The 21775-nt window shown below is 66.6% G+C and carries 22 protein-coding genes and 2 tRNA genes; 16 read left to right on the forward strand and 8 right to left on the reverse strand.

Going from position 1 to position 21775, the window contains the following annotated elements; all coding sequences use genetic code 11:
* Positions 1–11: 11 nt before the first annotated feature.
* On the reverse strand, positions 12–1439 hold the full coding sequence (locus tag FHU31_RS11275) for a phytoene desaturase family protein (RefSeq protein WP_167158303.1): 1428 nt from the start codon (positions 1437–1439) through the stop codon (positions 12–14).
* Between the two features lie 53 nt (positions 1440–1492).
* Between FHU31_RS11275 and serA the strand changes: the two genes are divergently transcribed.
* From serA to FHU31_RS11290, 3 genes are read left to right on the forward strand one after another with little or no spacing between them, the layout of a single operon-like run.
* Positions 1493–3079 (forward strand): phosphoglycerate dehydrogenase, encoded by a 1587-nt coding sequence (serA, locus tag FHU31_RS11280; protein WP_167158305.1) that lies wholly within the window; start codon positions 1493–1495, stop codon positions 3077–3079.
* Positions 3076–4086 (forward strand): 3-isopropylmalate dehydrogenase, encoded by a 1011-nt coding sequence (locus tag FHU31_RS11285; RefSeq protein WP_167158309.1) that lies wholly within the window; start codon positions 3076–3078, stop codon positions 4084–4086. Before serA ends, FHU31_RS11285 begins: the two co-directional genes overlap by 4 nt.
* A gap of 39 nt (positions 4087–4125) precedes the next feature.
* Positions 4126–4749 carry a hypothetical protein gene (locus FHU31_RS11290; protein WP_167158311.1) on the forward strand — a complete coding sequence of 208 codons (624 nt, stop codon included), beginning with the start codon at positions 4126–4128 and terminating at the stop codon, positions 4747–4749.
* Here FHU31_RS11290 and ahpD read toward each other — a convergent pair.
* Complete coding sequence (ahpD, locus tag FHU31_RS11295; RefSeq protein WP_167158313.1) at positions 4694–5227, reverse strand: alkyl hydroperoxide reductase AhpD; 534 nt, start codon at positions 5225–5227, stop codon at positions 4694–4696. The two genes, FHU31_RS11290 and ahpD, sit on opposite strands and share 56 nt — an antisense overlap.
* A 2-nt stretch (positions 5228–5229) precedes the next feature.
* Positions 5230–5817 (reverse strand): peroxiredoxin, encoded by a 588-nt coding sequence (locus tag FHU31_RS11300; RefSeq protein ID WP_167158315.1) that lies wholly within the window; start codon positions 5815–5817, stop codon positions 5230–5232.
* 186 nt (positions 5818–6003) lie between these two features.
* On the opposite strand from FHU31_RS11300, the gene FHU31_RS11305 reads away from it, so the two are divergent.
* From FHU31_RS11305 to FHU31_RS11325, 5 genes are all read left to right on the forward strand, one after another.
* Positions 6004–6621, forward strand: a complete 618-nt coding sequence (locus FHU31_RS11305) for a dihydrofolate reductase family protein (protein WP_167160918.1) — start codon at positions 6004–6006, stop codon at positions 6619–6621.
* Positions 6622–6683: 62 nt separating this feature from the next.
* Positions 6684–6998, forward strand: a complete 315-nt coding sequence (locus FHU31_RS11310; RefSeq protein WP_167158317.1) for a DUF2563 family protein — start codon at positions 6684–6686, stop codon at positions 6996–6998.
* 32 nt (positions 6999–7030) lie between these two features.
* The gene (locus FHU31_RS11315; RefSeq protein ID WP_167158319.1) at positions 7031–8542 is read left to right on the forward strand and encodes a putative alpha/beta hydrolase; all 1512 of its coding nucleotides are present in this window, start codon (positions 7031–7033) and stop codon (positions 8540–8542) included.
* Positions 8543–8573: 31 nt separating this feature from the next.
* Complete coding sequence (locus FHU31_RS11320) at positions 8574–8888, forward strand: hypothetical protein (protein ID WP_167158321.1); 315 nt, start codon at positions 8574–8576, stop codon at positions 8886–8888.
* A 60-nt stretch (positions 8889–8948) separates the two neighbouring features.
* Entirely contained in the window at positions 8949–9236 is a 288-nt protein-coding gene (locus tag FHU31_RS11325; RefSeq protein ID WP_167158323.1) for a hypothetical protein, read from the forward strand.
* Positions 9237–9266: 30 nt separating this feature from the next.
* Here the strand turns inward: FHU31_RS11325 and FHU31_RS11330 are convergent, their stop codons facing one another.
* Positions 9267–10454, reverse strand: a complete 1188-nt coding sequence (locus FHU31_RS11330; RefSeq protein WP_167158325.1) for an MFS transporter — start codon at positions 10452–10454, stop codon at positions 9267–9269.
* 85 nt (positions 10455–10539) lie between these two features.
* Here FHU31_RS11330 and FHU31_RS11335 point away from each other — a divergent pair, with 85 nt between their 5' ends.
* From FHU31_RS11335 to FHU31_RS11355, 5 genes are all read left to right on the forward strand, one after another.
* Entirely contained in the window at positions 10540–11718 is a 1179-nt protein-coding gene (locus FHU31_RS11335) for an alpha/beta hydrolase family protein (protein ID WP_420372081.1), read from the forward strand.
* A gap of 9 nt (positions 11719–11727) precedes the next feature.
* Positions 11728–12510 carry a fumarylacetoacetate hydrolase family protein gene (locus FHU31_RS11340; protein ID WP_090356970.1) on the forward strand — a complete coding sequence of 261 codons (783 nt, stop codon included), beginning with the start codon at positions 11728–11730 and terminating at the stop codon, positions 12508–12510.
* Between the two features lie 6 nt (positions 12511–12516).
* Positions 12517–13977, forward strand: a complete 1461-nt coding sequence (gene gltX, locus FHU31_RS11345; RefSeq protein ID WP_167158327.1) for a glutamate--tRNA ligase — start codon at positions 12517–12519, stop codon at positions 13975–13977.
* 115 nt (positions 13978–14092) lie between these two features.
* Positions 14093–14167: transfer RNA gene (locus tag FHU31_RS11350), tRNA-Gln, on the forward strand.
* A gap of 60 nt (positions 14168–14227) precedes the next feature.
* A tRNA-Glu gene (locus FHU31_RS11355) sits at positions 14228–14303 on the forward strand.
* Positions 14304–14346: 43 nt separating this feature from the next.
* Here FHU31_RS11355 and FHU31_RS11360 read toward each other — a convergent pair.
* The 3 genes from FHU31_RS11360 to FHU31_RS11370 all read right to left on the reverse strand — a co-directional run bounded on the left by FHU31_RS11360 (position 14347) and on the right by FHU31_RS11370 (position 17718).
* The gene (locus tag FHU31_RS11360; protein WP_167158329.1) at positions 14347–15543 is read right to left on the reverse strand and encodes a DUF1501 domain-containing protein; all 1197 of its coding nucleotides are present in this window, start codon (positions 15541–15543) and stop codon (positions 14347–14349) included.
* A 10-nt stretch (positions 15544–15553) separates the two neighbouring features.
* Positions 15554–16831 carry a DUF1800 domain-containing protein gene (locus FHU31_RS11365; RefSeq protein WP_167158331.1) on the reverse strand — a complete coding sequence of 426 codons (1278 nt, stop codon included), beginning with the start codon at positions 16829–16831 and terminating at the stop codon, positions 15554–15556.
* Positions 16832–17016: 185 nt separating this feature from the next.
* Positions 17017–17718, reverse strand: a complete 702-nt coding sequence (locus FHU31_RS11370) for an IclR family transcriptional regulator (RefSeq protein WP_090356962.1) — start codon at positions 17716–17718, stop codon at positions 17017–17019.
* Between the two features lie 77 nt (positions 17719–17795).
* On the opposite strand from FHU31_RS11370, the gene leuC reads away from it, so the two are divergent.
* From leuC to FHU31_RS11385, 3 genes are all read left to right on the forward strand, one after another.
* On the forward strand, positions 17796–19241 hold the full coding sequence (gene leuC, locus FHU31_RS11375) for a 3-isopropylmalate dehydratase large subunit (protein WP_167158333.1): 1446 nt from the start codon (positions 17796–17798) through the stop codon (positions 19239–19241).
* Between the two features lie 14 nt (positions 19242–19255).
* Positions 19256–19849, forward strand: a complete 594-nt coding sequence (gene leuD, locus FHU31_RS11380) for a 3-isopropylmalate dehydratase small subunit (protein WP_090356958.1) — start codon at positions 19256–19258, stop codon at positions 19847–19849.
* A gap of 202 nt (positions 19850–20051) precedes the next feature.
* Positions 20052–20741 (forward strand): HU family DNA-binding protein, encoded by a 690-nt coding sequence (locus FHU31_RS11385; RefSeq protein WP_167158335.1) that lies wholly within the window; start codon positions 20052–20054, stop codon positions 20739–20741.
* 81 nt (positions 20742–20822) lie between these two features.
* Here FHU31_RS11385 and mutT1 read toward each other — a convergent pair whose 3' ends face one another.
* The gene (gene mutT1 / locus FHU31_RS11390; RefSeq protein WP_167158337.1) at positions 20823–21761 is read right to left on the reverse strand and encodes an 8-oxo-(d)GTP phosphatase MutT1; all 939 of its coding nucleotides are present in this window, start codon (positions 21759–21761) and stop codon (positions 20823–20825) included.
* Between the last annotated feature and the right edge of the window lie 14 nt (positions 21762–21775).

The following is a 21775-nucleotide window of genomic DNA, read 5'->3' on the forward strand; positions in this document are numbered from 1 at the left end:
GTCCGGACGGCTCACGGGGTCAGGGCCGGCAGTTCCGCGATGCCGAACTCGCGCCTGAGCACCGTCGCGGCCGCGTAGTACCCGGCCATCCCGTGCACACCGCCGCCGGGCGGGGTGGCCGAGGAACACAGATACGCCTGCGGGATGGGCGTGCTCCACGGATTCAGTCGCGGCGTCGGGCCGGCCAGCGCGCTGATCATGTTGTTGCCGCCCACCCCGATATCGCCGCCGACCAGATTCGCGTTGTGGTCGGCCAAGCGTGACGCCGGCACGCTGCGCGTCGCAACGACGATATCGCGGAAGCCCGGGGCGAACCGCTCGAAGATCCCGGTCACCGCCTCGGCCATATCGCGTGAAGAGCCATGCGGCACATGTGCATACGTCCACAGTGGGCGACGGCCCGCGGGGTCGATGCGACCGGGGTCGGCCACATGCGGCAGCGCGGCCAGCACCATCGGCCACTCGGCGTGCCGGCCCGCCGCGATCTCCGCCTCGGCCAGCGCCATCCGTTCCCGGCTGCCGCCGAGGTGAAGTGTCGGAGCCTGCGCCAGACGCTCGTCGCGCCAAGGGATTTCACCGGACAGCACGAAGTCGACCTTGGCCACTCCCGGCCCGTACCGGTAGCGCTGCAGGGCCCGGGCGTAGCCGGAGGGCAGGGTGTCACCGTAGAGGGACAGCAGTGCGGTGGGGGCGGTGTCGTAGAGCACCACACCGGCGGGCGGCGCGGTCACCTCCTCGCCGAGCACGAGCTCACCGCCATGGGCGTGCAGGTCGGCCAGTAGCGCATCGACGATGGCCTGCGAGCCGCCGACCGGAATAGGCCAGCCCACCGCATGCCCGAGGGTGCTGAGCATCAGGCCTGCGCCACTGGACACCAGCGACGGCATCGGGGCGATGGTATGGGCGGCGACACCGCTGAACAGGGCCCGGGCGTCCTCGCCGCGCAGCGTGCTCCACAATCGGCTGCCCTGGGCAAGCAGGCGAGGAGCCACCTTCGCCGCGGCGGAAAGCGGTGGCACCGAACGCTTGTTGCCGAGGATCAGCCGTACCACGGCGTCGCTGTCGTCGACCAACGGTCCCAGCAGCCGCCGCCACGACGGCCCGTGTTCGAGTTCGGCGCAGGTGCGGCCGATATCGCGATACCCGATCGCCGCGGGCCGGCCGGGCAGCGGGCTGGCGTAGGAGATCTCGGGCACCGCCAGCCGCACACCGCGGGCGGTCAGGTCGTAGTCGGCGAAGAACGGTGACGCCAGCGCCAGCGGATGCACCGCCGAACAGATGTCGTGGGTGATGCCGGGGAACTCGGCGTCGGGCAGGGTGCGCGCGCCGCCACCGGCGGTCGGCTGGGCCTCGATGACCCGCACCGCGAGCCCGGCCCGGGCCAGGATGACGGCGGCGGACAGGCCGTTGGGTCCGGAGCCGACGACGGTGACGTCCATGGCACCAGAATGCCCGGTGTTTCGTCGATATTGCAGCCCACTATCCTTACCGCGTGAGTCTTCCCGTTGTACTGATCGCCGACAAGCTCGCCGAATCGACCGTCGCCGCCCTGGGTGACCAGGTAGAGGTCCGTTGGGTGGACGGTCCGGACCGCCCGAAGCTGCTGGCCGCGGTCACCGATGCCGACGCGCTGCTGGTGCGTTCGGCCACCACCGTCGACGCCGAGGTGCTGGCCGCCGCGCCCAAGCTCAAGATCGTCGCCCGGGCCGGTGTCGGCCTGGACAACGTCGACGTCGACGCCGCCACCGCGCGCGGTGTGCTGGTCGTCAACGCGCCCACCTCCAACATCCACAGCGCCGCCGAGCATGCGCTGGCCCTGCTGCTCTCGGCTGCGCGCCAGATCCCGGCCGCCGATGCCACGCTGCGGGAGCACACCTGGAAGCGCTCGAAGTTCTCCGGCACCGAGATCTTCGGTAAGACCGTCGGCGTGGTGGGGCTGGGCCGTATCGGTCAGCTCGTCGCGCAGCGGCTGGCCGCCTTCGGCGCCCACATCACCGCGTACGACCCGTATGTCTCCCAGGCCCGTGCCGCGCAGCTGGGCATCGAACTGCTGCCGCTCGACGATCTGCTGGCGCGGGCCGATTTCATCTCGGTGCACCTGCCCAAGACCAAGGAAACCGCCGGTCTGCTCGGCAAGGAGAATCTGGCCAAGACCAAGCCGGGCGTGATCATCGTCAACGCCGCCCGTGGTGGCCTGATCGATGAGCAGGCGCTGGCCGACGCGATCACCAGTGGTCACGTGCGCGGCGCCGGGCTTGACGTGTTCGCCACCGAACCGTGCACCGACAGTCCGCTGTTCGAACTGCCCCAGGTGGTTGTCACCCCACATCTGGGCGCCTCGACCGAAGAGGCCCAGGACCGGGCCGGCACCGATGTGGCGGCCAGCGTGAAACTCGCCCTGGCCGGTGAGTTCGTACCCGATGCCGTCAACGTCGGCGGCGGTGCGGTCGGTGAGGAGGTGGCGCCGTGGCTGGACCTGGTGCGCAAGCTCGGGTTGCTGGTCGGCTCGCTGTCCGATGCCGCGCCGGTATCGCTGACCGTCCAGGTCCGCGGCGAACTCGCCTCCGAGGATGTCGAGATCCTTCGCCTCTCGGCACTGCGCGGCCTGTTCTCGGCCGTCGTCGACGAGCAGGTGACGTTCGTCAACGCCCCCGCCCTGGCCGCCGATCGCGGTGTGACCGCCGAGATCTCCACCGCGACCGAGAGCCCCAACCACCGCAGCGTCGTGGATGTGCGTGCGGTCTACGCCGACGGCAGCGCACTCAACGTGGCCGGCACGCTGTCGGGCCCGCAGCAGGTGCAGAAACTCGTCCAGATCAACGGCCGCAACTTCGACCTGCGTGCCGAGGGTTTCAACCTGGTCGTCAACTACAGCGATCAGCCCGGTGCGCTCGGCAAGATCGGCACCGAGCTCGGTGGGGCGGATGTCAACATCCTGGCCGCCCAGCTGAGCCAGGACGCCGGCGGTGAGAGCGCGACCATCATCCTGCGTCTGGATACCGATGTCCCCGAGAACGTGCGCGCCGCGATCGCCAAGGCGGTCGGCGCCACCACACTGAAAGTGGTTGACCTGTCGTGAAACTAGCTGTCATCGCCGGCGACGGTATCGGTCCCGAGGTCATCGCCGAGGCGCTCCAGGTGCTCGACACGGTGTTGCCGGGGGTGGAGCGCACCGAGTACGACCTGGGCGCGCGGCGCTACCACGCGACCGGTGAGCTGCTCACCGAAGAGACGATCGAGGAACTCCGCGGCTACGACGCGATCCTGCTCGGCGCGATCGGTGATCCATCGGTGCCCAGTGGCGTGCTGGAGCGCGGTCTGCTGCTCAAACTGCGTTTCGCGCTGGATCACCACGTGAACCTGCGGCCGGGCCGGTTGTACCCGGGTGTCACCAGCCCGCTGTCCGGTGTGACGGGTATCGACTTCGTCGTGGTGCGCGAAGGTACCGAGGGGCCCTACACCGGCAACGGCGGAGCGCTGCGCGTCGGCACCCCGCACGAGGTGGCCACCGAGGTGAGTGTGAACACCGCGTTCGGCGTCGAGCGGGTGGTGCGGGACGCGTTCGCGCGGGCCCAGTCCCGGCGCAAGCACCTGACACTGGTGCACAAGACCAACGTGCTGACCTTCGCGGGCAGCCTGTGGTCACGGGTGGTCGCCGAGGTCGGCGCGGAGTTCCCGGACGTCGAGGTCGCCTATCAGCACATCGACGCCGCCACCATCCACATGGTCACCGACCCGGGCCGGTTCGACGTGATCGTCACCGACAACCTGTTCGGCGACATCATCACCGACCTGTCGGCCGCGGTGTGTGGCGGTATCGGACTGGCCGCCAGCGGCAACATCGACGCCACCCGGACCAACCCGTCGATGTTCGAACCCGTGCACGGCAGTGCACCCGATATCGCCGGCAAGGGGATCGCCGATCCCACCGCGGCAGTGATGTCAGTCGCCCTGCTGTTGGCCCACATTGGCGAGGCCGCCGCCGCCGCGCGGGTCGACAAGGCCGTCGCCGAGCATCTGGCCACCCGCGGGGACGAGAAGCTGTCCACCGCGGCAGTCGGCGAGCGGATCCGCGCGCTGCTCTAGCGGGTTTCGAAAGGTCCCTGTCATGGAGCAGGCCGGCTGATGGCCGACATCGCGACACTGCGCCGGCAGTGCTGGTTGTTCGCGGTCGGTTCGAGCCTCTTCGCGGTCGGCACGGCACCCGGATTCACCGCGGTCGCCGGGTCCGGCGCGACGAATGCCCTGTGCTTCGTCGGATCGTGGTTTTTCACCACGGCCGCGTGGATGCAGCTGCGGCTCTCCGAACGCGGGACCGCGTGGTGGTCCTCGGCCATCCAGTTCGCCGGCACCATTCTGTTCAACGTCAGCACCGGCGCCTCGGTGTGGGCGCACACGGTGCACGGCGAGCGGCGCTATGTGTGGGCCCCGGATGCCACCGGGTCGCTGGCCTTCCTGATCTCGGGTGTGCTCGGGGTGATCGTGGTCGGCCTATGGGCGCCGAGATCGGTTGACTGGCAAGCGGAGTGGATCAACCTGGTGGGGTGCATCGCGTTCGGTGTGTCCGCGGTGGCGGCTTTCGTCACCAAGGCCGGGACGACCGAGGACATCGGGCTGGCCAACCTCGGCACCTTCGTCGGGGCGCTGTGCTTCCTGGTGGCGGCGCTGCTGATCCTGCCGGGCCGGCGCGGACTCAGACCGCGGCCAGCGCCTCCGTCGTCGACAGCGCCTGGGCCACACCGGAGATGATGGAGGCCAGCCGGATCGCCTCGAAGATGACGGTGCGGTCGACGCCGGCATCACGCAGTACGGTTTCATGTGCGGCCAGGCAGTGCCCACATCCGTTGATCGCCGACACGGCCAGCGACCACAGCTCGAAATCCTCTTTGGCGACACCCGGATTGGCGATGATGTTCATCCGCAGCCCGGCCCGCAGGTCGTCGTAACGCCCGTCGAGTTGGCCCTTCGTGCGGTAGAACACGTTGTTCATCCCCATGATCGCCGCCGCACCCAGCGCGGCGTGGTAGGCCTCGCCGGACAGGATGTCCAAGGCGTCCTCGGAGACCTCCCGAAGCAGGCGCTGCGATTTCGAGGCTGCGGCCGTCGCCACGAGTGCGCCCCACAGCTGCTGCTCGGACAGTTCGGTGCTGCGCGCGATACTGCCGAGGTTGAGCTTGAGGTCCTTGGCGTATTCGGGCAGCGCCTCTTTGACGTTGTCGAGCGACATGATCAGACCGCCTCCGCCAGCAGTTCGCCGGCATCGATGGTGGGATCGCCCTTGCGCCAGTTGCAGGCGCACAGTTCATCGGACTGCAGCGCATCGAGGACCCGCAGTACCTCGTCGACATTGCGCCCGACCGAACCCGCTGTCACAGAGACGAACTGGACCTCGTTGTTCGGGTCGACGATGAAGGTGGCACGGTCGGCGACACCCTCGGAGTTGAGTACACCGGTGGCGGTGGCCAGTTCGCGCTTGAGGTCCGACACCATCGGGAAGGGGAGGGTCTTGAGGTCCTCGTGCTGGGCGCGCCACTGGAAGTGCACGAACTCGTTGTCCACCGAGACGCCGAGCACCTGGGCGTCTCGGTCTTCGAACTCGTCGTTGAGCTTGCCGAACGCCGCGATCTCGGTCGGGCAGACGAAGGTGAAATCCTTGGGCCAGAAGAACACGATCCGCCACTTGCCGGCGTGGTCGGCGCTGGTGACCTTGGTGAAATAGTCGTCGGGCTTCTTGGCGTCGACCTTGGAGAGGTCACCGCCGATGACGGCGGTGAGGTCATAAGCGGGGAACTGATCACCGATCGTGAGCAACGCCATCTGAACGTCCATCCCTTCCAAACTGGAACAATTCCAATATCTGTTGGATTCGATTCTGCGCGCTCGGCCGCGGCTCGACAACACCTACCCTCGTGATTGTCGACACATGCGCGGGATGAAAAGCAATGTGTGATTGCTGGTTTCGGTGCGCCGATGACTTTTCCCGGAGTCCCGGGTCTGACCATCATGGGATTGATTCAGATCGAACTCTTCGCCAGCCTCGACCTCGTCGGCCAGGCACCGGGCGGCCCCGACGAGGATCCGGTGGGATTCGCCTTCGGGGGCTGGCAGGCCCCGCTGCTCGACGACATCACCGGTGCACAGGTGACTGCCGCATACGACGGCACCGACGCCCTGTTGCTCGGAAGGCGGACCTATGACATCTTCGCGGCCTACTGGCCGCACCAGGACGGCGACTTCGCCGACCTGTTCAATCGCATCCCGAAGTACGTGGCCTCCCGCGGCAGGCCGAACCTCGACTGGCAGGGGTCGACACAGCTCGGCCCGGATCTCGCCGGCGCGGTGCGTGAGATCCGGGACCGGCACGAGCACGTCAGCGTCGTCGGCAGTCTGAATCTGGTGCAGACGCTGCTGCGCGAGAAGCTCTTCGACCGGCTCGATCTCTGGGTGCACCCGATCCTGCTCGGCTCCGGCAAGAAGATCTTCGACGGCGGTGCGGTGCCCTCGAACGTCACGCTGCTCGAACCGCCGGTGGCCGGCGCCAAGGGCACGGTGTTCCTGCGCTACGCCCTCGCCGAGGGGGTACCCGCAACGGGGGACATGAGCGCGGTGGACAACCATTAGCGACGCCGGAGCTGCAAAAAAGGTGATCAGGCGGCATGATTGGTCGCGGTACGCTGTCAGTTATGGCTGGTGAGAGCTTGTTCCTATCGCATAATGGGCTCGAGGCTGGAGCGGGTCGCTGCGATGATGCATCCGCTTCGGCATCATCGGGAGCACGGATTCTGCAGAGTGTCGTAGTCGAGCCGGGAATCTTCGGTGATTTTGACGCAGCACATAGTTTTCACCAGTTAGCCAGCGAGGTGCATGCGCATCACGTCGATAAGTTCGCCGCCCACGCCGATAATTTGACCGGCCTCGCAGGGAAAGGTGAGCGGGCAGCCGGAGCATTTACAGGTGCAGATGAGGCTTCGGCGGATGCTATCGGTCGGCAGATGTAGTCAGGCCTTCGGCTGACTGCGAGAACACTTAAGTGGGGGAGTTCCGACACTTTACCCGGGCTGAGCTTGCCGGCGAGGCGGGTATCGATCCATGGCAGATCGAGCAGGGATTGAAGGCCGGGGACCCGGCCAAGATCGATGCCATTGCCGATGGCGTGCATCGTGCCGGTGTGGCGGCCGGCGAGGTCGACGGTGATTTCGAGGACGCGCGCAGGCAGTTTCGGGATGCATGGGTGTCCGACGGGGCGCGGAGTCCGATCGACGAATCTGCAGTCGTCCAGCGGATTCTGGCTTCGGTTGGGGCGCATCGAGATCAGCTGCGAACGATCGGCGTCAAGTATGAGCAGGTGGCCGCGGCGTTGGCCAAGGCTCAGCGCGCCGCAGATTCCGAGATCGGTGTGCTCGAGCAGCAGCTTCGCGCGGTCGACGCCCAGATGGATGCGATTGATCGGCTAGCGGCCACAGATCCGACCGCTGCGAAGAACACCATGAAGGGAGCGAGAGCGCTCGCGGTACATTTCGTCCTGAACGCCGGAGCCGAAGTTCTGGAGGATCGCGAAGCGTATTCCGCCGTCCTCTCAGAAGCGTCGACCGTGTTGAAGGCGAACGGCGCGCCGCAGATTCCCGAGATGCCGGCACCGGTCACGCCACAGCAAAGCGAGGACGACAAGCGCCGGCAGAATGAGATCGAAGCTTTCCAAAAAGTGTTCGGTCGCGCACCCGTGTCACAATCTGACTGGACCACAGCGGCGGCACTCGATCCACACAGCTACGAAGCGAAGAATCAGGGTGTCCCGCCGAACATCGTTGTCGGCCGAATACAGCCTGTTCCTGGACAGGGAGTAGTACGCACCAATCTGTTCATACCCGGGGAAAAGGCATGGACTCCCGTCGGCGACAACCTCGGAGATAACCGTGGCTTCGACCCCAGTGCGGGACCCGAGGAATCGCGTGTCGCGATCTACACCGACTATGACAACGGAATTGTGGTGGCCCGACAGAATCCTTCGGTGATGCAGACATCGGACGGGGCTCAGGTGCAGACGGGTCATCCCGATGTGCGCGTCAGCCAGAACCCCAACGGATCGGTACTTGTTCAGTACCGTGCCGCTGACCCGTTCTCGCCGGGCGGGGAGGAAATTGCCAAGTCGACACCGTGGAACGTCAACGGCGAGTACGTGATCAAACCGACACCAAATGGTCCTATCGTCGGTGGCACAGTCTCGGATTTCCCAGCAGTGGAGATTTATCACGATGATCGTGGGCGCGTCACTGATCTGGGTCATGTTATGCCACAGAACACTTCAGTATTTGGTCCGCTGGCCGGATTGCCGTTTTCCCAAACGATCGGGCCGGGCTTGATGGGTGAGTTTCCGGACACCGTAATTCCGGGGCTGTCTACCGGGCCCGCACCCGTGACTTTGCCTGGTGGCGCGCCACACGTGCCGTCGGCTATGCAAATCCCTGTCCCGACGGTCATGCCCTACCCTTCGGTGACATTGGGGCCGGTAGAGTCCGCACCCAGTGTTCCGGTCGGCAAGTGAGTGCGACGCCTCGCCCGAGAAAGGCTTGACGATGAATACGGATGACGTTCGGGCCGGAACTGTGTGGGTTCGAGGTCTCCTTGCCGGTGCCATCCTCGGGGGGATCGGATGGGGCTTGTTTGCCGCGCTGACCGTAGGGGCGCGGGGTGATCAGTCCCATCTGAACGCGGTGTTCGGCCGGTATCTCACTGGCGCGGCAGGTATTTCATTGACTTGCCTGGCGATCTCTGGATTCCTTGCCCGGATACGGCACTTGTGCACACCGGCGGTTGCGTTGGCGGTCGCCCCGGTCAGTGGCTGGCTGTTTCTGGGCCTGCAATATCTGCAATCACTGGTGCTGAGATGAAGACGGAAGTCGGGGTTGCCGTACCGAGTGCTTGCAGGTCGGCTACGTCAAGGGGTGGTTATGTCCTTCGAACGTGAGAATCGACGCGAGCCGAAGCGTATTCGGCGAGTTGATCCGAGGTTCTTGTTAGGCGGTTACGCGCTGGGGTTGGTGGCGATGTCGCCGGCTCCACTGGTCTATTACTGGCTTCTGGCGCCGGTAGGTGCCTTGTTGGCCGCCGGTACGTGCGTGCTGGTGAGTCTGGCCCGTCCACGGTTTGCCGACGCGGCCTGCGGCGCGCTGTTGGCGGCCGTGTTCGGGCTCGTGACGGTGTTGGTCATGTTTTTCTTCGTGGGTGCTCGCGGTTGACGAGAATCGGGAAGCCGTAGGTCAGCCGATCTACGTCATTGCTACGTGATCGGCGGGCACGAGCGGGATGGCCGCGACCGGGAACAGCGCGCAGACCGCGAAGGCCGCCGGATAGCCGAACACACCGATCAGTGCGCCGAACAACGGTGCGGCGGCGGCGGACGCCAGGTGCTGGCTGGTGTTCTGGGTGCCCAGGGCGCGACCACTCCAGAACGGGCCGGCGATCTCTGCGATCGCCGTGAAGGCCAACCCGTTGTCGGACACCGTGATCACCGAGGCGATCACCACCAGTGCGACGCTGACGGGGGAGTGCAGCCAGTCGGTGACCGCGAGCAGCGCCATGGACGCCGCGGCGCCGGCGGCGATGGTGCGGATGGGTTTCAGCCGTGACCCGGCCACGTCCGACCACCGGCCGGCGGCGATCCGGCCCGCGGCGCCCAGCACCTGGGCCGATGTCACCAGCAGGCCGGCCGAGGCCGCCGACCAGCCGCGCGTGGTCATCAGCCACACCAGGGTGAATGTCCAGACCACTGACTGCGGCACCACCAGGAGTACGGACACGGCGTGGATGCGCCAGAGCATCGATGATCCGCGATAGGGATTGGCCAGATGTTCGTCGGGGGCCTCGGCGCGCGGCGGCCGGGGCGGGTCGATGACACCCACCAGGCACATGCCCGCCGCCAACGCGCACACCACGGCAGGGAACAGCAATGCCGTTGCCACGCCCTGTGATTCGGCCAGTCGCGGGATCACCAATGCGCCCAGTCCGACGCCCAGCGGGGTGGCGGTCTGCCGGATCCCCATCACCAGGCCGCGTTGTTCGGGCGGAAACCAGCCGACCACCAGCCGGCCACTGGCCGAATTGCTGCTGGCCGCGGCCATTCCGCCGATCAACAGAAACGCGCCGACGGCGACGAGTGACTGCACCGAGGCCGCGGCGAATGCCGCCACCGCGGTCAGGGCCGAGCCCAGGCTCAACACCAGACGCTCGCCGAACCGGTCGACGACATACCCCCACAGAATCAACGTCGTCACCATGCCCAGGCTGGGCATCGCCGAGAGCGTGCCCGCCCGGGCGAGATCGAGACCGCGTTCGGTGTGCAGTGTCGGGATCAGGAACGCGGCACCGTTGATGAAGACGTTGGCGCATGTGGTCGCGGTGAGCGCGATCACCAGCATGGACCAGCGACGGACGGTGCCTATCGTCGTGGTGGGCATGCGGCCATGGTGCCATGCGCTTCCCAATATATTGAACAAGTTTCTCAATATATGGAACACGGGACACCTGTCCTAGCCTGGCGTGGTGAACCTGTGCAGAGTGACCGCCGTACTGCTGGCGTTCGGGATCGTGGCCGCCGCCCCGGCGGCCGCGACGACCGACCCCGACTGGTCCGGGCTGGACGCGCGCCACTACGACGCCCCGATTCCGGCGCCCGGCAACCTGATCACATCGGTGCCGCTGAATCCCGCGCTGAGCGTCCCGGGGGCGGCGCACGCGTATCGGATTCTGTATTCCACAGTGAACCAACATGATTCGCCCGCCGTCAGTACGGCCGCGGTGTTCGTGCCGCGCGGTGAGGCGCCCGACGGTGGCTGGCCGGTCATTGCGTGGGCGCACGGCACGGTCGGTTTGGGCGATGACTGCGCGCCGTCCGTGCGGCCCCGCAGCGAACGCGACGACGAATACCTTTCGCACTGGCTCGAGCAGGGATACGTGGTGGTCGGGTCGGACTATGCCGGGCTCGGCACGCCCGGCCTGATGAGCTATCTCAACAGCGTGGCCACCGCACACGGCGTCGTCGACTCGGTGATCGCCAGCCACCAACTGGATCTGCCGCTGTCGCCGAAATGGGCCATCGTCGGACAGTCCCAGGGTGGCGGGGCCGCGGTCAACAGCGCCCGCTGGGCCACCCAGTTCACCCGTGGCACCGGCTTGGACTACCGCGGCGTGGTCGCCACCGGGACACCGTTCAACGTCGAGAGCATCGTCACACAGGCCGGACCGCAGATGGCGCTGCCACCGAACCTGGGGCCGGCCGCCAACAGCTACACCGCCTACATCCTGGCGGGCCTGCGTGACGCCCGCCCCGACCTGGACATCGACAGCGTGCTCACCCCGGCCGGGCGCGATGCGGTGCACAAGGCGCAATCCCTCTGCAAGGGGCAGCTGGACCAGGCCTTGGCGGGGATGACGCCGCCCGCCTTCTTCGATGCGCCGCTGGCGACCCTGCCCGGTATCGCCGATGCGCTCGACGCCTATATGGGAACGCCCACCAGCGGCTATGACCGGCCGATCTTCCTCGGAGTGGGCCTGCAGGACAAGGACGTACCGCCCGCGCTGTCCATCCAGCTCGACGACCGGCTGCGGGCGCAGGGCCAGGACGTCACGCTCAAGATCTACCCGGACGCCGACCATTCGGGCACGGTGTTGGCATCCATGGCGGACTCCACCCCGTTTCTGCAGGCCCAGCTCGCTCACTAGGCTGGACCAATGCGTCTTGGTCGAATCGCCAGTCCCGATGGTGTCGCCTTCGTTGTGATCGAAGGCGACCCCAACTCCGACGCGGTGTGCCGCGAAATAGCCGAGCAGTACCTGTCCCGCAACCCCACCTTCACCGGCCGGAGCTGGCCGTTGGCCGATGTCCGGCTGCTGGCGCCGATCCTGGCCAGCAAGGTGGTCTGCATGGGCAAGAACTACGCCGCCCATGCCCGTGAGATGGGCGGCGAACCGCCGGAGGATCCGGTCATCTTCCTCAAGCCGAACACCGCCATCATCGGGCCGAACGTGCCCATCCAGCTGCCCGCCGACGCCCATCCGGTGCACCACGAGGGTGAGCTCGTGGCGGTCATCGAACGGCCGTGCAAGGACGTACCCGCCGCCAAGGCCGCCGAGTACATCCTCGGTTACACCATCGCCAACGACGTCTCCGCGCGCGATCAGCAGCGCAAGGACGGCCAGTGGATGCGGGCCAAGGGGCACGACACCTTCTGCCCGGTGGGACCGTGGATCGAGACGGCCGTCGACCCGTCGGGGCTGGACCTGCGTACCGAGGTCAACGGAAAGGTGCGCCAGGACAGCAATACCGCGCTGCTGCTGCACGATGTCGGGGAGATCATCGAGTGGGTGTCGGCGGTGATGACCCTGCTGCCGGGCGACCTGATCCTGACCGGGACGCCGGAAGGTGTCGGCCCCATCGAGGATGGGGACACCGTCAGCATCACCGTCGAGGGTATCGGTACCCTCACCAATCCCGTTGTGCGCAAGCAGAAGTAGAGGCCCATGTCGATTCCGTCCGTACGCGTCCGCTTCTGTCCCTCGCCCACCGGCACCCCACACGTCGGGCTGGTCCGCACCGCGCTGTTCAACTGGGCCTACGCCCGGCACACCGGGGGCACCTTCGTATTCCGCATCGAAGACACCGATGCCGCCCGTGACAGCCAGGAGAGTTACGAGGCGATCCTGGATGCGTTGCGCTGGCTGGGTTTGGACTGGGACGAGGGCCCCGAGGTGGGCGGCCCGCACGAGCCCTACCGTCAGTCCCAGCGCGCCGAGATCTATCGCGACGTGATCGCCAGACTCCAGGCCGCCGGCGAGGTGTATGAGGCGTACTCCACTCCCGAGGAGGTGGAGGCGCGCCACCTCGCAGCGGGCCGCAATCCCAAGCTGGGCTATGACAACTTCGACCGCGACCTGACCGATGAGCAGCGCGCCGCGTTCGCGGCGCAGGGTCGTAAGCCCGTGCTGCGGTTGCGGATGCCCGACGAAGACCTCACCTGGAACGACCTGGTGCGCGGTCCGGTCAGCTTTCCGGCCGGCTCGGTGCCCGACTTCGCGATCACCCGGGCCACCGGAGATCCGCTGTACACCTTGGTCAATCCGGTCGACGACGCCTTGATGAAGATCACCCACGTGCTGCGCGGCGAGGACATCATGCCCTCGACGCCCCGTCAGATCGCGCTGTACCAGGCGCTGATCCGAATCGGCATCGCCGAGCGGGTTCCCGAGTTCGCCCACTTGCCAAGCGTTCTCGGCGACGGCAACAAGAAGCTGTCCAAGCGCGACCCGCAGTCGAACCTGTTTCTGCACCGGGACCGCGGGTTCCTGCCGGAGGGGTTGCTCAACTACCTGGCGTTGCTGGGCTGGGGCATCGCCGACGATCACGATGTGTTCAGCCTGGCGGAGATGGTGGCCGCGTTCGACGTCGCCAACGTCAACTCCAACCCGGCCAGGTTCGACCAGAAGAAGGCCGACAGCATCAACGCCGAGCACATCCGGCTGCTCACGCCGGAGGATTTCACCGCGCGGCTGAGCGCCTACCTGGCCGCGCACGGTCACTCCACCGGCCTCGACGAGGCGGGTTTCGCGGAAGCGGCGGCCCTGGTGCAGACGCGGATCGTGGTGCTCGGCGATGCCTGGGACCTGTTGAAGTTCTTCGACGACGGCTCCTACGCCCTGGACGAGAAGGCGGCCGCCAAGGAGCTCGGGCCGGATGCCGCGCCGGTGCTGGACGCGGCTCTGACGGCCCTGACGGACGTGGGCGAGTGGACCACGCCGAACATCGAGGCGGCACTGAAGACGGCGCTTCTGGAGGGTCTTGAGCTCAAGCCGAGGAAGGCCTTCGGCCCGATCCGGGTGGCGATCACGGGTGCGACGGTCAGCCCGCCGCTGTTCGAGTCGATGGAACTACTCGGTGCCGAGCGCAGTCTGGCCAGGTTGCGGGCGGTACGGGGTGGGGTGTGAAAACCGGCCCGGAATCTTTGGTAGTCTGCTCGTCGGTCCGGAAAGTGAAAGCGGGATGACCCCCGCCGAGTGATCCGGTCCAATATGCCCGTGACCAGCGGTGATGGGCATATATTGGGGTATGGTGTAATTGGCAACACTAGGGATTCTGATTCCCTCATTCTAGGTTCGAGTCCTGGTACCCCAGCCAATCCGGCGATTAGGTCAGCACAAGCTCCTCGGCTATGCTTTCTCACCGGATTAAGTTCTAGCCCCCGTCGTCTAGCGGCCTAGGACGCCGCCCTCTCACGGCGGTAGCGTGGGTTCGAATCCCATCGGGGGTACCACCGAAGGTCCCGGGACTCAGACGAGTCCCGGGACTTTTTTTCGTCAGAGGAACCCGATGCTCTTGCGCCCGGGACCCACCGACGGTTCCGGGTCACTCCCGAGCGTCTTGCTGAGCAACTCGTGATAGATGTCACGGAAATCGGTGGTGGTCTTCAGGTCCCCGTCGGCCAGATCGGTCAGGCTCGGTTCGTCGCCGTAGAAGCCGCCCTTGACCCGGGGGCCGGCGATGAACACCGGGCCGGAGGTGCCGTGGTCGGTGCCCTGGGACGCGTTGGCCTCGACGCGCCTGCCGAACTCCGAATACACCATCACCACCACATTGCGGCCGCGCTCGCTGCGCCGCATCTGCTTCAGGAAGGGCGCCAGCGCCGAGTCGAGGGCCGTCAGCAGGTGCTGATGGTCATCGCGTTCGTTGGCATGGGTGTCGAAACCCCCGAGCGTCACCATGTACACCTGGGTCGGCACGCCGGAGTGCACACACGTGGCCACCAGATCGAGATCCTCGGCCAACTGCTTGCCGGCATCGTCGATGGCGTCCGGGGACGGGCTGTCGGTGAAGCTGCTGAACGTCGAATCGGTTGCGGCGCAGTCGCGATAGTTCGCCCGCACCGCTGCCATCGAAGGGGTGTCGTGGGAGTCCGCGGTGCTCAACGCGCTCAGGGTGTCGGCGACATCGGTGGGAATGCGCGGAATTTTCACCGAAAGTCCTGTGGCGACGTGCTTCTCGCCGATGGCCAGCGGCGGCAGCACCGATCCGACGTTGACCGCCCGCAGCGGGTCGTCGCCCCCTGCGTCGAGCCAGCGCCCGATCCAGCCCGTCGACACGGGCGCATCAGGCGAGGCGGTCTGCCAGATGTCCATGGAGCGGAAGTGGCTGCGGTCCTGTTTCGGATACCCGGCCCCGCGCACGATCGCGAGCTCCTCGCTGTCCCAGATGTCCTTGAGGCCGGACAGCGCCGGGTTCAGGTGCAGGCGCCCGTCCAGGTCGAGTGTCTCGTGCGGTGCGAAGGAGAGGTCCCGGCGGGCGTCGTGATAGGCGTTGTCGTTGACGGGGATCACCGTGTTGATCCCGTCGTTGCCGCCGTAGAGCGTGACGATCACCAGGATGCCGCTGTCCTTGGCGAGTGGGCGCTGCTGTCCCTGATCGAGCAGGTGCGGCAGCGTGACGGCGGTCCCGGCGAGCAGGCCGGCGGCGCCCACACTGGCGATCAGGAAGTTGCGGCGATTGAGCTCGGGCATCTGTATCTCGCTAGGACGTCAGGTATTCGGGCGTGTTGACGGCAGCGGCGACCAGCCGGACCGGGTTGTCGTGCAGCGGTTTCAGGGCGGCGGCGGTGCTGTCGGACCAGGCGCCGATGCCCAGCAGATAGCCGGCGGCGTCGACGCGGTCGGTCGGACCGGCCTCCTGGACGACCGAGAGGTCACCCATCGGGACGAACTTGTCGGCGGCCCACACCCGGGCGGCGGTGCTGGTGCTCGACAGCCACACCTGGCCTCGTGGCCAGCCGCCGACATCGTAGGGAAAGAACGGTCGCTGGCCCATGACGGTGAGGACGACGTTGGTGCCCGCGACGGCGTCGGGACTGTCCAACGGCACGGCCAGCGAGCGCAGCATCCCGACGAGCCACTCGATCGGTTGGGTGACCATACTTCCGGCGCTCGCCGTGAACGCGGGGTCGAGGAAGACGGCCTTGGTGAGCGCCTTCAGATCTCGGTTCGGGCCGTAGGCCGCCACCAGGCGGTCCAGGACGTCGGGCGGAGCGGGAGTATCGGAGGCCAGCAGACGCCAGAGCTTTCCCGCCACGAAACCGGGTGAGCCAGGCTGGCTGAGCACGATGTCGCAGAAAGCGGTGTCGTCGTGGTTTCCGGTGACGCCGAACACCGTTTTCGGGGCGGTGTCGTGGTTTTCCGGTGCGATGACCGTCTGCGCACCCGGGATGACATAGCGGCCGGTGAGGGCGCGGGCACCTTCCTTGACATCGGCCTCGGTATAGCCGTTGTTGTGGCCGAGCGTGAACAGTTCCATGAACTCGCGCGACAGGTTCTCGTTCGGCGCGGCCTTGGTGTTGCGCACGGCATCGAGCCACAGCGCCATCGCCGCGTCGATGAGCATCGCGTAGGCCAGCTCGCGGAAGTCGCCGAGTTTGAGGGTGCGCAGCTTCTGGTTCTGCGCCGCCATGAGTTCGGCGGCGAGCACCTTCTCGGCCGACGTGGCGAAGTGGTTGTGCCAGACCAGCGTCAACTTCTCGTGGATGGGCTCCTGCACGGCGGCCATCCGCCGGGTCCACCAGGCGCCCAGATCCAGCATCTGGCCGGACAACACCTTGATGAACTCGGTGCGCACCGGTAGAGGTGCGCTGTCGGGCGGGATCGGTGGTGTGACCGGCGTCGGGATGGGAGTGGCCAGCGCACCCGGATCGGAATCCGGGTCCATGTTCAGGGCCTTGTCCAGATAGACCGACCAGTCCTGGCCGACGACCGCGTCGATCTGGGGACCGGACGCGCCGAAACCGGCCCGGCGCAGCATGCGTGCGGTGGCGAGCCATTGGGGTGACTGCGAAGCCGTGGTACCTCCTCGGGCCGAACTCGGCGGCCGTCTCTCAAGGAAGGATAGAGCCAATCACACGTTTGCTAAAGTCGCGGCCCAACTGTGCAGGTTCACAGCTTTTTTGGAGCGAACGGTGTTTGCCCGATTCAGCAGTGCCCGGTGGTTCACAGCCGCCGGGTCAGCGCCTCGGATGCGGCCAACAGATCGGCAGCCCAGCGGGCTCCCGGGCGGCGACCCATCCGATCGATCGGACCCGACACCGACACCGCGGCGATCACCGCGCCGCGGCCGTCGCGCACCGGTGCCGAGACACTGGCGACCCCGGGCTCGCGTTCGGCTGCACTCTGCGCCCAGCCGCGCTTGCGGACTTCGGCAAGGGTGCGCTCGGTGAACATCGCCGACGGCAGCACCGCCTGTTGGGTCGCCGTATCGCTGAAGGCGAGCAGCACTTTGGCGCCCGATCCGGCGGTCATCGGCAACCGGGTGCCGATCGGCACGGTGTCCCGCAGCCCGGCCGGCGGCTCCAGCGCGGCTACACACACCCGTGCGGTGCCCTCGCGCCGATACAGTTGCACGCTCTCGCCGGTGATCTCACGCAGGCGAGGCAGCACCGCGGCGCCCGCGGCCACCAACGGGTCGTTGACATGTCCGGCGAGTTCGGTCAGGGCCGGGCCGAGTCGCCACCGGCCTTCCGGGTCGCGGGCCAGCAGACGATGTACTTCGAGGCCGGCGGCCAGACGATGTGCGGTGGCCCGCGGCAACCCGGTCCGCTCGCACAGTTCGGCAAGGCCGCAGGGTGATTCGGCCACCGTGTGCAGCACACCCACCGCTTTGTCGAGGACGCCGATGCCGCTATCCTGTCTCATAGGGAGATACTAGCGTTCCGTATCGTGAGATAGCCAGCCCGTCACGGCAGGACGCCCCAACACGAATCGAGACTGTCATGGAGCAGACCACGAAGCCGAAGACCCTGGCCGAAAAGGTGTGGGACGACCACGTTGTGGTGCCCGGCCCCGGCGAGGGAGCGGCCAAAGAACCCGACCTCATCTACATCGATCTGCATCTGGTGCACGAAGTCACCAGCCCGCAGGCGTTCGACGGTCTGCGGCTCGCGGGGCGCCCGGTGCGCCGGCCGGATCTGACGATCGCCACCGAGGACCACAACGTACCGACCATCGATATCGACAAGCCGATCGCCGATCCGGTGTCACGCACTCAGGTGGAAACGCTGCGCCGCAACTGCGAGGAGTTCGGTATCCGGTTGCACCCGATGGGCGATGTCGAACAGGGCATCGTGCACATCATCGGTCCGCAGCTGGGTCTGACACAGCCCGGTATGACGGTGGTGTGCGGTGACAGTCATACCTCCACCCATGGTGCGTTCGGTGCGATCGCCATGGGCATCGGCACATCGGAGGTCGAGCATGTGCTGGCCACCCAGACGCTTCCGCTCAAACCTTTCAAGACCATGGCGGTCAACGTCGACGGTGTGTTGCCCCCCGGCGTGAGCGCGAAAGACATCATCCTGGCGGTCATCGCGAAGATCGGCACCGGTGGCGGACAGGGGCATGTCATCGAATACCGGGGTAGCGCCATCGAATCGCTGTCGATGGAGGGCCGGATGACGATCTGCAACATGAGTATCGAAGCCGGTGCGCGGGCGGGCATGGTCGCGCCCGACGAGACCACCTACGAATTCCTCAAGGGTCGTCCGCACGCCCCGACCGGTGCCGACTGGGATGCCGCGGTGGCGGCCTGGAGTCGGTTACACACCGACGAGGGCGCCGAATTCGACACCGAGGTGTACCTGGATGCCTCGACGCTCAGCCCGTTCGTCACCTGGGGCACCAACCCCGGGCAGGGCGTTCCGCTGTCGGCCACCGTGCCGGACCCCGAGCTGATGTCGGGTGACGATGAGCGTCAGGCTGCGGAAAAGGCATTGGAGTACATGGGCCTTCGGGCGGGTACCCCGATGCGCGAGGTGGCCGTGGACACCGTGTTCGTCGGATCGTGCACCAACGGGCGAATCGAGGATCTGCGGGTGGTGGCCGAGATCCTGGACGGCCGCCGGGTCGCCGACGGAGTGCGCATGCTCGTCGTCCCGGGATCCATGCGGGTGCGCGCACAAGCCGAATCCGAAGGCCTGGGGGCGATCTTCACCGCCGCCGGTGCCGAGTGGCGGCAGGCGGGCTGTTCGATGTGTCTGGGCATGAATCCCGATCAGCTCGCGCCGGGGGAGCGTTGCGCATCCACCTCCAACCGAAATTTCGAAGGCCGTCAAGGTAAGGGCGGGCGCACCCATCTGGTGTCGCCGGCCGTCGCCGCCGCCACCGCCGTTCGCGGCACCCTGTCCTCACCCGCCGATCTGCCTGCCGCGCAGAGCCGCTAGAAGGAGATTTCGTCATGCACGCTTTCACCACTCATACGGGAATCGGCGTTCCGCTGCGGCGGTCCAATGTGGACACCGATCAGATCATTCCGGCCGTATATCTGAAGCGGGTCACCCGAACGGGTTTCGAGGACGGTTTGTTCGCCGCCTGGCGCAACGATCCGTCCTTCATCCTGAACCTGGCGCCCTTCGACAAGGGTTCGGTATTGGTGGCCGGCCCCGATTTCGGCACCGGCTCGTCACGGGAACACGCGGTCTGGGCGCTGATGGATTACGGGTTCCGGGTCGTGATCTCGCCCCGATTCGCCGATATCTTCCGCGGCAATGCGGGCAAGGCGGGTCTGTTGGCGGCCGAAGTCACACACGATGACGTCGAACTCCTGTGGAAACTGATCGAGCAGAATCCCGGGCTGGAAATCACTGTGAATCTTCAAGATCGGAATATCACCGCCGGAACGGTCCTGCTGCCGTTCAAGATTGACGACTACACGGCTTGGCGGCTACTCGAGGGACTCGACGATATAGGCCTTACGCTGCGGAAACAGGCCGAAATCTCGGCCTTCGAGCAGGGCCGTCCGAGTTTCAAACCGACCACTCTGCCGGTCTGAAATCGGGCCTCCCGGGGGCCCAAATCCCGCCCGGCAACCACATTCTCGGACGCCCGTACCACCGCTCAAGTGGGGCAACCGAATCCAGAAATTTTTCACAGCTATGCCTGAAACTGCGCGTGGCTCTTGGAAATCTGCAGCATGTGGGTTTACCGTGTCCTCTAGTCGGTCCAGAGTGGACCACTGACTTCGGAGGGTTTGCATGAACAAAGCAGAGCTCATCGACGCACTCACAGCCAAGTTGGACACCGATCGTCGACAGGCTACTGCGGCGGTTGAGAACATCGTCGACACGATTGTGCGGGCTGTGCACAAGGGTGAGAGCGTCACCATCACAGGCTTCGGCGTTTTCGAACAGCGTCGGCGCGCCGCACGCGTGGCGCGTAACCCGCGCACCGGCGAGACCGTCAAGGTGAAGCCGACCTCGGTTCCGGCCTTCCGTCCGGGTGCGCAGTTCAAGGCGGTTGTCGCTGGCGCGCAGAAGCTCCCGGCCGACGGCCCGGCCGTGAAGCGCGGTGTGGCTGCAGCTCCCGCCAAGCGGACTGCTGCCAAGAAGGCCGCTCCGGCTGCCAAGAAGGCTCCGGCCAAGAAGGCTGCTCCGGTCAAGAAGGCCGTGGCGACCAAGGCTGCTCCGGCTGCCAAGAAGGCTCCGGCCAAGAAGGCTGCTCCGGTCAAGAAGGCCGTGGCGACCAAGGCTGCTCCGGCTGCCAAGAAGGCTCCGGCCAAGAAGGCCGCTCCGGTCAAGAAGGCCGTCGCGGTGAAGAAGGCTGCCCCGGTCAAGAAGGCCGCTCCGGTCAAGAAGGCCGCTCCGGTCAAGAAGGTCGTCGCCAAGGCTCCGGCCAAGAAGGCTCCGGCCAAGAAGGCTGCTCCGGTCAAGCGCGGCCGCAAGTAGCGAGAACTTCTCTCAACACGACAACGCCGTGGATCCTCGCGATCCACGGCGTTTTCGCGTCCGTGTGTCTAGTCTGAGACCTCAGTCATCGCTGGCGAGCGGGCTGCCGATATGGTCGGCGGCCACCAAGCGTTCGTCGGCCAGGGACAGGACCCAGGTGCTGCCTTTGCGATTCCGTGACTTGTCAGGTTTGACGCCATCGCGCTCGCACCACCATGCGATCAGGTCCGGAATCACCTTGCCCTGGGTGCAGATCACCGGAGTGCCGCCGGCAGCGGAGGACTCGTTGGCGATCTCCAGCACGCGGGAGCGGCCGGGGCCGCGGCGGTCGCTGTAGGCCTCCTCGGTGAGTGTCGGCTCGTCGTCGACCGGCACACCGAGTTCCTCGGCCAGGGGAGTGAGTGTCTGATGACAACGGGTCCGCGGCGCGGCGAAAAGGCGATCGCCGCCGAAGGCAAGCAACTGTCCCACCAGTGATTCGGCCTGTGCGCGACCGTGCTTGTCCAGCGGGCGCTCCCGGTCGTCGCCCTTGTACCGGGACCGCCTGCCCGCCCGCCCGTGCCGGACGATCAGCACCGTGCTGGTGTGTGCCGGCACTTTGGTGAAGCGTCGCAGCACCTTCCGGTCATGGGGGTAGTGCAGACGTTCCAGTGCCTCGGCGGCCGGAAGCCAGAGCAGTTGATCGACCTCATCATTGGGGATGAATTCCCCGTCGAGCGTGCGCGCCGCCCAGTACTGCACCTTCTTGGTGTCCTCGACGACCGGGTAGGTCACCGCGGCGAGCCGCCGGCCGAGTTGGCAGGCGTACCCGGTCTCTTCGAGGATCTCCCGCACGGCGGTCACCGGTTCCGTCTCACCCGGGTCGACCTTGCCCTTGGGTAGTGACCAGTCGTCGTAGCGGGGCCGGTGCACGACGGCGACCTCGACCGAGGGCACACCGTCGGCGCGCACACCGCTTTCCCGCCACAGCACCGCGCCCGCCGCGTAGATCGTCGTCGGGCGGGTCACCGTGTTCTGCACATCAACTCCTGTGG

Origin of the sequence: Mycolicibacterium fluoranthenivorans (assembly GCF_011758805.1) — a bacterium.
GTDB classification, from domain to species: domain Bacteria; phylum Actinomycetota; class Actinomycetes; order Mycobacteriales; family Mycobacteriaceae; genus Mycobacterium; species Mycobacterium fluoranthenivorans.

Bases quoted from the DNA above. Each gene is read 5' to 3' on its own strand.
- FHU31_RS11330 (WP_167158325.1), bottom strand. From the start codon at position 10,454: ATGCCCACCACGACGATAGGCACCGTCCGTCGCTGGTCCATGCTGGTG.
- FHU31_RS11340 (WP_090356970.1), top strand. From the start codon at position 11,728: ATGCGTCTTGGTCGAATCGCCAGTCCCGATGGTGTCGCCTTCGTTGTG.
- leuC (WP_167158333.1), top strand. From the start codon at position 17,796: ATGGAGCAGACCACGAAGCCGAAGACCCTGGCCGAAAAGGTGTGGGAC.
- FHU31_RS11370 (WP_090356962.1), bottom strand. From the start codon at position 17,718: ATGAGACAGGATAGCGGCATCGGCGTCCTCGACAAAGCGGTGGGTGTG.
- leuD (WP_090356958.1), top strand. From the start codon at position 19,256: ATGCACGCTTTCACCACTCATACGGGAATCGGCGTTCCGCTGCGGCGG.
- gltX (WP_167158327.1), top strand. From the start codon at position 12,517: ATGTCGATTCCGTCCGTACGCGTCCGCTTCTGTCCCTCGCCCACCGGC.
- FHU31_RS11305 (WP_167160918.1), top strand. From the start codon at position 6,004: ATGGGATTGATTCAGATCGAACTCTTCGCCAGCCTCGACCTCGTCGGC.
- FHU31_RS11300 (WP_167158315.1), bottom strand. From the start codon at position 5,817: ATGGCGTTGCTCACGATCGGTGATCAGTTCCCCGCTTATGACCTCACC.
- FHU31_RS11385 (WP_167158335.1), top strand. From the start codon at position 20,052: ATGAACAAAGCAGAGCTCATCGACGCACTCACAGCCAAGTTGGACACC.
- FHU31_RS11275 (WP_167158303.1), bottom strand. From the start codon at position 1,439: ATGGACGTCACCGTCGTCGGCTCCGGACCCAACGGCCTGTCCGCCGCC.
- FHU31_RS11290 (WP_167158311.1), top strand. From the start codon at position 4,126: ATGGCCGACATCGCGACACTGCGCCGGCAGTGCTGGTTGTTCGCGGTC.
- FHU31_RS11325 (WP_167158323.1), top strand. From the start codon at position 8,949: ATGTCCTTCGAACGTGAGAATCGACGCGAGCCGAAGCGTATTCGGCGA.
- FHU31_RS11365 (WP_167158331.1), bottom strand. From the start codon at position 16,831: ATGCTGCGCCGGGCCGGTTTCGGCGCGTCCGGTCCCCAGATCGACGCG.
- FHU31_RS11320 (WP_167158321.1), top strand. From the start codon at position 8,574: ATGAATACGGATGACGTTCGGGCCGGAACTGTGTGGGTTCGAGGTCTC.
- FHU31_RS11360 (WP_167158329.1), bottom strand. From the start codon at position 15,543: ATGCCCGAGCTCAATCGCCGCAACTTCCTGATCGCCAGTGTGGGCGCC.
- ahpD (WP_167158313.1), bottom strand. From the start codon at position 5,227: ATGTCGCTCGACAACGTCAAAGAGGCGCTGCCCGAATACGCCAAGGAC.
- FHU31_RS11310 (WP_167158317.1), top strand. From the start codon at position 6,684: ATGGCTGGTGAGAGCTTGTTCCTATCGCATAATGGGCTCGAGGCTGGA.